General features: G+C 72.6%; 1 protein-coding gene and 2 pseudogenes. All 3 read right to left on the bottom strand.

The window, feature by feature from the left end; translation table 11 throughout:
* Positions 1 to 174 (bottom strand): annotated as a pseudogene (gene rpoZ, locus I5G_RS20020) (DNA-directed RNA polymerase subunit omega); the annotation flags it as partial.
* 204 nt (positions 175 to 378) lie between these two features.
* A complete protein-coding gene (gene gmk, locus I5G_RS01605) occupies positions 379 to 1,284 on the bottom strand; it encodes a guanylate kinase (RefSeq protein WP_022877489.1) in 906 nt (301 codons plus the stop codon).
* Positions 1,277 to 1,609 (bottom strand): annotated as a pseudogene (locus tag I5G_RS01600) (orotidine 5'-phosphate decarboxylase); the annotation flags it as partial. The gene gmk and the pseudogene I5G_RS01600, both read right to left, overlap by 8 nt.

Here is a 1,609-nt window from a genome sequence, read left to right as displayed (position 1 = left end):
AGTCGACGAGCGGGCCCCGTTGTCGAAGAGGTTGCCCTCGTGCAGATCGGAGTAGTAGTCGTTGATCTGGCGCGCACGCTTGGACGCGTAGATCACGAGCTGGTACTTCGAGTCGACCTTGTCGAGCAGCGCGTCGATGGGCGGGTCGATGATGCCCTTGTCACGTCCGGCCATGGGGAACCTCCTGGTTCGGCGGGATGGGGTGGATGCGGCGCCCGTCGGCGCCGAAGCATCCTCGTATTCTATCCGACGTCGGGGCGACGTGCGGCGAGGGCTCTCGCACCTCGGTGGATGGGGTTTGGGGCGTGTTTCGCGCTTCGGGGCGTGAAACACCCGCCCCGAGGAGACGGATCCGCCCCGAATCGCGGTCTGGCCCGGTCAGGGTCGCGAGGCGGCGAGGGCCACGACCTCGGCCGCGGCGCGCGCGACCTCGTCGTTGACGACCCGGTAGTCGAACTCGTTCTGCGCCGCGAGTTCGGTGCGGGCGGTGCGCAGGCGCCGCGCCCGTTCCTCGGCATCCTCGGTCCCGCGGCCGACGAGGCGCTGGACGAGTTCGTCCCAGCTCGGCGGCAGCAGGAACACCAGCGTCGCCGAGGGATCCGCGGCCCGCACCTGGCGGGCGCCCTGCAGGTCGATCTCCAGCAGTGCCGTGCCGCCGTCGGCGAGGACGCGCTCGATGGGCTCGCGGGGCGTGCCGTAGCGGTGCTTGTTGTGCACCGTGGCCCACTCCAGCAGCTCCCCCTCCGCGACGAGCCGGTCGAATTCGGCGTCGTCCACGAAGTAGTAGTGCTCACCGTCGACTTCACCCGGGCGCGGGGCACGGGTGGTCGCCGAGACCGACAGGTGGATCTCGGGGAAATGCTCCTTGATGTACGCGGCGACCGTGCCCTTGCCGACGGCCGTCGGACCGGCGAGCACGACGAGGCGGCTGCGCCCGTCGCGCGGACCCGGCTCGGGCCACCGCGCGTCGAGGTACCCGCGGAGCGCGTCGCGCTGGCGGGAACCGAGACCCCCGAGGCGCTTCACCGGCGAGATGCCGAGCGAGGCGAGGATGCGATCGCGCTTGCTCTCCCCGATCGCGGGGATCGCGGTGAGGAACTCGGTCACTCGCATCGCACCGGCCGCCGAGAGCGGGTCGGCGAGCCCGCGGCGCAGCAGCTCCTGCGGGGTGATGACGCGCGTGGACACGTCGCGCTTGAGCGCGGCACGCTCGCGGCGGGCGGCGACGGCACGGCGGGAGGCCGCGGCGCGGTCGACCTCGGGCGGGCGACGGGAATCAACCATTCAGGGCCTCCCGGTACAGGTCGGCGCGCGCGGTGATCCGGTCGGCGAGGCGCGCGGGGCCGACAGTCAGGACGCTGCGGCTCTCGTTCGCGACCACGGCCTTCGCGACGTACCCGAACAGGCGGCGGAGGTCGGCGGGATCGGCCCCCTGTGCCCCGAAGCCGGGCGCGAGGATCGGCATCCCGGCCAGCGTCACATCGCCGAGACCGAACGCGGCGCGGTCCACGGTGGCGCCGACGACGACGCCGATCGAGCCCAGCGCACCGGGCGCGCCGATGTTCGCCTCGTTGACGTCGTGGGCGACGCGCGCGGCGACGTACTCGTG

Origin of the sequence: Microbacterium sp. B19 (genome assembly GCF_000333395.1) — a bacterium.
Classification (GTDB): Bacteria; Actinomycetota; Actinomycetes; order Actinomycetales; family Microbacteriaceae; genus Microbacterium.
The sequence above is the reverse complement of the archived record's forward strand: the minus strand, read 5'-3'. Positions and strand labels throughout refer to the sequence as shown.

Excerpts from the sequence above, each read along its gene's own strand:
- gmk (WP_022877489.1), bottom strand. The coding sequence starts at position 1,284 with ATGGTTGATTCCCGTCGCCCGCCCGAGGTCGACCGCGCCGCGGCCTCC.